This is a genomic window from Saccharothrix hoggarensis (genome assembly GCF_042678885.1).
Lineage (GTDB): Bacteria > Actinomycetota > Actinomycetes > Mycobacteriales > Pseudonocardiaceae > Actinosynnema > Actinosynnema hoggarensis.
The window spans coordinates 1-5,898 of record NZ_JBHTLK010000323.1; the positions used below are offsets into that span (position 1 = coordinate 1).

Consider the following 5,898-nt stretch of genomic DNA (forward strand, 5'->3'; position numbering starts at 1 on the left):
CAGCAGCGGGCGGACCTGCGCCGCGTCCTCGGCGTCGTCGAGGACCACCAGCACGCGGCGGTCCGCCAGCGCCGACCGGAGCGCCGCCGCGGCCGCGTCCACCCCGGACGGGCGGTGGGTCTGGTCGACCGCCAACGCGTGCAGCAGCTGCTCCAACGCCTGCCGCGGCCCCAACGGCGGGCCGGCGGCGTGCGCGCGCAGTCCGACGAACAGCTGGCCGTCCGGGAACCGCGACCGCACCCGGTGCGCCCAGTGCAACGCCAAGGCGCTCTTGCCCACCCCTGCCGTGCCGGTGAGCACGAACGGCGCGGGGTCGGGGTCGTCCACCAGCGCGTCCATCGCCCGCAGGACGTCGTCACGGCCGACGAACCCGCGTGGCGCGGTCGGGAGCTGGGCGGGCGCCACCCGGCGCGCCGGCGCGGCCGGCGCTTCGGCGTCGTCGCCGAGGACGGCGAGGTGCGCCCCGCGCAGCTCCGGTCCGGGCAGCACGCCCAGCTCGCGGTCGAGCGTGCGGCGGACGTGCTCGAACAGCGTCAGCGCCTCACCGGACCGGCCCGCGCGGTGCAGCGCGGTGACCATCGTGGCCTGGAGGTGTTCGCGGAACGGGTGCTCGGCCACCAGGCCGCGCAACGCGGCCACCGCCTCGTCCGGGCGGTCGAGGTCCAGCAGGGCGCGCGCCAGGTGCTCGTGCCCGGTGAGCCGGTGGTCGGCGAGCCTCGCCCGGACGGCGTCGACGTCGGGGCCCGCGAGTTCGGGGAACGGGTCGCCGCGCCACAGCGCCAGCGCGCCGGACAGCACCTCGGCGGCACGCCGCGGGTCGCCCTCCGCCCGTTCCCGGCACCCGGCTGCCACGCGGTCCGCGAACAGCAGGTGCGCGACGCGGGCGCGCCCGACGCGGAGGCGGTAGCCGTTGCCGTCGTTGTCGATGGGCGGCGCCCCGTCGTCGGACCGGCCGCCGGCACGGTCGTCGGCACGGTCGCCGGCACGGTCGTCGGCACGGTCTCCGGCGAGCAGGCGGCGCAGCTGCCAGACGTACGTCTTGACGTTCCCGGCGGCCGACCGCGGCGGGTGGTCGCCCCACAACGCGGCCACGAGCCGGTCGACGCTCACCGGCTCGCCCGCGTGCAGCAGGAGGCACGCCAGCACCAGTCGCGGCTTCCGCGCGGCCAACGGCGTCCTGGTCCCGTCGGACGCCACGACCTCGACCGCGCCGAACACCTCGAAGTACATCCACACCCCCGCCGACAACGTAACGCAGCCGCCGGCGTTCCGGCGACGTGGTCAGGACAGCAGCGCGGACAACACCTTCCGGCACCGGGCGGGGTCGATGGTGAGGCCGTTCTCCAGGCCCCAGAGCCAGTAGTCGACGCACCGCGCGACCACCCACCCGTGCGCGGCGTCGGCGTCGAGCTCACCGGCGGCCACGATCACGGCCAACAGCCGGCGCACCGCGGTGTCGGAGTCCAGCGCGCCGTCGTCGGCCCTGGTCCACATCAGCTCCGGCACCGAGAACTCCGGCCGGCCGCGCACCGCCCGTGCGTCCACGGCGAGCCACGGTTCCCGGTCGCCCGCCAGGACGTTGCCGTAGTGCAGGTCCGCGTGGACCAGCACGTCGTGGTCGACCGCGCCGAGTTCGGCGGCGAACCCGCGGGCGGCGTCCACCCACCTCCGCGGCACGGGATCGCCCAGCGCGCGCTGCCGCCGCGGCAGGTGCTCCACCATGACGTCCGCGATCCCGGCCAACGGCCGCACGCCGGCCGGCGCGGGCACGGCCAGGCGGCGGATCAGCCCGCCCGCCACCTCGGCCGCCGACCGGAGGTCCAGGTCGTGCAGGGACTTCGCCGGGTCCAGCCGTTCCAGCAGCAGCGCGCCGACCTCGGGGTCCGCCTCGTGCAGGCGCACCGCGCCGCGCCCGTCCCACGTCGTCAACGCCAAGGCCTCGTCGACGGTGGCGTCCTCCAGCTGGCTCACCTTCAGCGCGCACGGCACGTCGCCCCGGTGGACCAGGACCACCAGGCCGAGCCCGCCGTGGAGCGGCGGCGTGTCGTCCGGCGTCAGCCGCCACCGCGCGCACAGCCGGTCCACCAGGTCCGGCAGGCCCGCCACCCACTCCCGGCCGGCCTCGCCCTCGACCTGGGCGCGCCACCGGGCGAACTCCGGCGGCACCGCGATCACCACGCGTGCGCGCCGCTCTCGAAGGCCAGGAGCAGGCGCTTGCGCTCGATGCCGCCGCCGTACCCGGTCAGGGCGCCGGTCGAGCCGACGACCCGGTGGCACGGCACGATGATGCTGATCGGGTTCTTGCCGTTGGCCAGGCCGACCGCGCGGGACGCGGTGGGTCGGCCGATCCGGGCCGCCAGCTCCCCGTACGACACGGTCTCCCCGAACCCGATGCCCCGCAACGCCTGCCACACCGTGCGCTGGAACGGCGTGCCGACCGGGTGCAGCGGCAGATCGAAGTCGGTGCGCTCGCCCGCGAAGTACTCCTCCAGCTGCGCGACCACCTCGCCGAACGGGCCGTCGTCGCGGTCGCCGAACGTCTCGAACGCCGGGCGGTGCCGGTGTTCGGTCAGGTACAGGCCGGCGAGCGCGCCGTCACGGGCGACCAGGGTGATCTCGCCGACCGGGCTGTCGACGACCGTGTGCACGGCCACCCCGGGGGTTGCTGGGGACATGCCCGCCATTCTGCCGCCCGCCACGACCCCGGCCACGGTCGGCACACGTCCACGACCGGCCCGCGCGCACCCGTTCCGCCTGCTCCTGGAGTGACCCCGCGGGCGGGCCAGTCGCGGATCTCGACCTCGAACCGGTCCGCCCACCCGAAGCCGACGTCCACGCGCACCCCCGTCATCTGGTCGACGCACCGACCCTGCGCACCGGTGAGTGAACCCGGCGGCCCGGCCGGTTTGCCCGATGTGCGGCGGGGTAACGCGAGAAGATGAGCCACGACGACTTCCCGCTGCCCGATTACGACCAGCTGCCGTTGTCCGACCTGCGGCACCGCATCCGGTCGCTGGACGAGGACGACCTGCGGCGCGTGCGCGACCACGAGCGCGACCACGGCCACCGCGTGCCGGTCCTCCAGCTGCTGGACGCCCGGCTGGACGAGCTGGCCAACGGCGCCGAGCCCTCGGGCGGCGACCAGCGCAACGCGCCTGGCGTCACCCACTCGCAGCGGCAGAACCCGATCTCGCCCGCGCACTCCCCCGCCGACCACACACCGCTCCGGCACGGCGTGCACGACCAGACCCGGTCCCGCTGAGCGCCCCTCACTCGCCCAGCACCAGCGGACGCCGCTCGGACCACCGCAAGGAGTCCTCGATGGCCTCCGCGATGCCCAGCTCGGTCTTCCACTCCAGCAGCCACGCGGCCTTGTCGCTGTCGGTGTAGCAGCCGATCACGTCGCCGGGGCGCGGCTCGGCGTCCTCCACCACCAGGCGTGCCCCGACGACCCGCTGGAACGCGTCGACCAGCTCGCGCACGGTCGTGCCGTCGCCCGTGCCGATGTTGATCACCTCGTAGGAGGCGCCGCCGGCCGCGGGCACGACCTCGTCGAACTTGCGCAGGGCCGCGACGTGCGCCAGCGCGAGGTCCCACACGTGGATGTAGTCGCGGATCGCGCTGCCGTCGCGGGTCGGCCAGTCGACGCCGGTGACGCGGAACGGCGTGCCGGTGCGGTGCGCCTCGAAGAGCTTGCCCAGCACGTGCGACGGGTTCGCCGCCTGCAGGCCGGTGCGCAGCTTGGGGTCCGCGCCGATGGGGTTGAAGTAGCGCAACGCCACCACCCGCAACGGGGTCGCGGCGGCGATGTCCGCCAGCACCATCTCCGTGATGGCCTTGGTCCGCGCGTACGGGCTGCTCGCCGAGATCGGGGACGACTCGTCGACGTGACCGCCGCCGTCCGGCGCGTAGATGGACGCGGAGGAGCTGAACACGACCCGCTCGCAGCCGTTGCGCAGCAGGTGGGCCACGAGCTCGACGGTCTTGGCGACGTTCTCGCGGTAGTAGCGGACCGGGTCGGCGACCGACTCCGGCACGACCACCAGCGCCGCGCAGTGCACGGTCGCCGCGATGTCCGGGTGCTCGGCGAAGATCCGGTCCACCACGCCGCCGTCGGCGATGTCGCCCCGGTAGAAGGCCCGCCCGCGGGTGAACTCCTCCCGGCCGGTGACCAGGTTGTCCAGCACCACCGGCACGATGCCCTCGTCCAGACAGGCCGACGCGATGGTGCTGCCGATGTACCCGGCCGCGCCCGTGATCAGGACCTTCACCTGGGCCCCCTCCGCATGTCGTCCGCACCTCGCACTACGGCAACAGGGACCGGGCGGCGCGCGCTACTCCCGCGCGACCGCCGAGGGCGGATCGGCCACTCCAGGAGAAGCGAGGTACTGCGCGACGCCGTCACCCAGCGACCAGTCGGCCGGCCCGTTCTCGGTCACGGTGACGACCACGTTGCGCGGCTCGGTGCCCGCGTGCTCGTAAGCGAGTTCCGCGATCCGCCGGTACAGCGCCTGCTTCTGCGCGTCCGTCCGCCCCGCGCGCATGGTGATCGAGACGATCACGATCCCGTCGTCGCGGTGCAGGCCGAGGTAGTCGTCGTAGCGCAGCGTGCTGCCGACGCCGTCGTGTCCCACCAGGATCTGGAACCGGTCGTCCGGCGGGATGCCGATCGCCTCGACCAGGGCTTCGTGGACGGCGCGGCCGAGCGCGTCGAGACGGGCGGGGTCCGCGCCCACCGCGTCGATGCGGACCAGGGGCATGTCAGCGGTTCCCCTTTCCGGGTGCGGCGGGCGCCAGCAGGCCGAGGGCGCCGTCCACCGCGCGTGCGTAGACGTCGGGTGATGCGGCGGCGCGGGCGAGCACGTAACCGCCCTGGAGCACGGAGACCAGCGCGGTCGCCGTGGTCAGGGGGTCGAGCCGGGCGTCCAGCTCGCCGTCCGCGCGGCCTTCGGCGAGCAGCCCGGCCAGCCGGTCGGTGAGCCAGGCGAACACCTCCTCGACCGGCCGCCGCAGGTCGGGGTCGGCCATCACCTCGGGGTCCTGGGTCAACCGGCCGACCGGGCAGCCCCTGAGCAGGTCGCGCTCCCACCGCAGGTAGGTCGTCACCCGCTCGACCACGGTGCCGGGGCCGGAGAACACGGCCTCCACCCCGGCCCGCAGCTCGTCCGCGCTGCGCCGGATCGCGGCCAGCGCCAGGTCCGGCTTGCCGCGGAAGTGGTGGTACATGCTGCCCTGGCCGGCCCCGGACCTGGCCTGGATCGCCTTCGGGCTCGTGCCCACGTAACCGCGTTCCCACAACAGCTCACGCGTGCTCTCGATGAGGCGTTCCCTCGTGTCCACGAACTCGACCGTACATACCAGTAGGTACAGTCCGCTAGTCCCTCGTCCGACGTGCGACGAGCACTATCGCCGTTGCGGCCAGGCCGGCGCTCACCCACGCGGCGTCCCGGTAGTCGCCCGTGGTCCCCGTGACGGCCCCGGCCAGCAGCGGGCCGGCGAACGCGCCGACGTTCAGGGCGACCGTGGCGAACGCCCCGCTCAACGACGGCGCGTGCGCGGCGACGTGCATGACGCGCCCGACGAGCGTCGACCCGACGCCGAACGACAACCCGCCGAGCACCACCGCCAGGACGAACAGCGGCACGGCGTGCGTGGCGGCCAGGGCCAGCGCCGCCCACCCGAGCGGCAGCGCGCACACCCCGCCGACCACGAGCCAGCCGCCGCCCAGCCGGCCGGCCGCCGTCACGCCGAGGAACGCGCCCCCGCCGAACGCGGCCAGCAGACCCGGCACCGCGCCGGCGGGCAGGACACCCGTGGCGATGACCCCGAGGTAGGCGAAGGTCGCGAACGTCGCACCGTTGACCAGCGCCGCCAGCACCAGCGCCCGCCGCACCGACG

Annotated in this window: 7 protein-coding genes and 1 pseudogene; 1 reads left to right on the forward strand and 7 read right to left on the reverse strand. The window is 75.0% G+C overall.

Features of this window, described 5'->3' with window-relative positions; genetic code table 11:
* The 3 genes from ACFQ3T_RS33630 to ACFQ3T_RS33640 form a co-directional block, all read right to left on the reverse strand.
* The coding region (locus tag ACFQ3T_RS33630) for an AfsR/SARP family transcriptional regulator (RefSeq protein ID WP_380729698.1) at positions 1–1,230 on the reverse strand (1,230 nt) is incomplete at its 3' end.
* 51 nt (positions 1,231–1,281) lie between these two features.
* A complete protein-coding gene (locus tag ACFQ3T_RS33635; RefSeq protein ID WP_380729700.1) occupies positions 1,282–2,166 on the reverse strand; it encodes an aminoglycoside phosphotransferase family protein in 885 nt (294 codons plus the stop codon).
* Between the two features lie 5 nt (positions 2,167–2,171).
* Positions 2,172–2,654, reverse strand: coding sequence for a methylated-DNA--[protein]-cysteine S-methyltransferase (locus ACFQ3T_RS33640; protein ID WP_380729710.1), 483 nt, complete (start codon positions 2,652–2,654; stop codon positions 2,172–2,174).
* Positions 2,655–2,938: 284 nt separating this feature from the next.
* On the opposite strand from ACFQ3T_RS33640, the gene ACFQ3T_RS33645 reads away from it, so the two are divergent.
* A complete protein-coding gene (locus ACFQ3T_RS33645) occupies positions 2,939–3,262 on the forward strand; it encodes a hypothetical protein (protein WP_380729702.1) in 324 nt (107 codons plus the stop codon).
* Positions 3,263–3,269: 7 nt separating this feature from the next.
* Here the strand turns inward: ACFQ3T_RS33645 and galE are convergent, their stop codons facing one another.
* From galE to ACFQ3T_RS33665, 4 genes and pseudogenes are all read right to left on the reverse strand, one after another.
* A complete protein-coding gene (gene galE, locus ACFQ3T_RS33650; RefSeq protein ID WP_380729704.1) occupies positions 3,270–4,271 on the reverse strand; it encodes a UDP-glucose 4-epimerase GalE in 1,002 nt (333 codons plus the stop codon).
* 63 nt (positions 4,272–4,334) lie between these two features.
* On the reverse strand, positions 4,335–4,760 hold the full coding sequence (locus ACFQ3T_RS33655) for a tautomerase family protein (RefSeq protein WP_380729706.1): 426 nt from the start codon (positions 4,758–4,760) through the stop codon (positions 4,335–4,337).
* Position 4,761: 1 nt separating this feature from the next.
* A complete protein-coding gene (locus tag ACFQ3T_RS33660; RefSeq protein ID WP_380729708.1) occupies positions 4,762–5,340 on the reverse strand; it encodes a TetR/AcrR family transcriptional regulator in 579 nt (192 codons plus the stop codon).
* 34 nt (positions 5,341–5,374) lie between these two features.
* Positions 5,375–5,898: pseudogene (locus ACFQ3T_RS33665) on the reverse strand (Cmx/CmrA family chloramphenicol efflux MFS transporter); the annotation flags it as partial.

Excerpts from the sequence above, each read along its gene's own strand:
- ACFQ3T_RS33645 (WP_380729702.1), top strand. The coding sequence starts at position 2,939 with ATGAGCCACGACGACTTCCCGCTGCCCGATTACGACCAGCTGCCGTTG.
- ACFQ3T_RS33655 (WP_380729706.1), bottom strand. The coding sequence starts at position 4,760 with ATGCCCCTGGTCCGCATCGACGCGGTGGGCGCGGACCCCGCCCGTCTC.